The 888-nt window shown below is 49.9% G+C and carries 1 protein-coding gene; it reads right to left on the reverse strand.

Annotation, left to right across the window (positions count from 1 at the left end):
- Positions 1-888, reverse strand: an 888-nt coding sequence (locus E0E16_RS02590; protein WP_130829708.1) for an IS256 family transposase, incomplete at both ends; no start/stop codon positions are given.

Raw genomic sequence — 888 nt, forward strand, 5'->3', positions numbered from 1 at the left:
TGCGTTCGGCCTTGTATTTTCTTAGTGCAGGATATTTCCTTTCCCATTTCTCGACAAAGGTAATGAATTGTTCGTATCCCTGCAAGGAATTCATCTCGTTGTTCTCCAATTGGAACACCTCACTGAGCTGCTGCGCCATTACCAGTTTGTCTTTATGTGATGCGCCGCTGAGTATCTGTCGCTTAACGTGTGCCACGCAGAACTGGTGTGCGGCACCGGGAAAGGCTGCACAGACGGCATTCTCTATTCCTTGCAATGCATCGGAAACAACTAAGTCTATCTGTTCGACGCCTCTTTGCTTCAAGGCCTCAAGCTCGTCTTTCCAGCAAAGAGCCCCTTCTGTGGGATGATTGACAACCGTGAGCACCTCCCTGCTGCCGTCTTCTAATACCCCCAGAATGGTATAGTAGGCTTCCTTGGACACCTGTCTGTCCCTACGGGTGGAAATAAAGGTGGCGTCGATATAGACGGCTAAGTAGTGGGAGGAAAGGCTACGGCAAAGCCACCGTTCGACGTCCTCACGGCAGCTGCCGGCAAGATGCGATACCTGCTGCTTGCTGTAGGAACGACCATAGACGCAATTTGAAATCTCGCCTATCTGCTCCGTGGTAAGACCTTTGGTGTAGAGGAGATTGAACAATTTGGCACGTTCCTCGCTTTCGCTGCGTATCAACCCTAAGAGAATGGGATAGAAGTTTCCGCTACGACTGCGCGGAATACGGAGCGAGAACTCAAAGCCGTGACTGTACCAACGACGAGAACGGAAACCATTGCATTGCTCATGGGCATTTTCGCTGACGAACAACTCTCGTTCATGATACATCAGGGAGTTCATGATTAATGACTGAAGGGTAACAAAACCCTCGCTGCTGCTTGTGTAATTCGAAA

This window comes from Prevotella rectalis (assembly GCF_900607215.1).
In the GTDB taxonomy this organism is placed as follows: domain Bacteria; phylum Bacteroidota; class Bacteroidia; order Bacteroidales; family Bacteroidaceae; genus Prevotella; species Prevotella brunnea.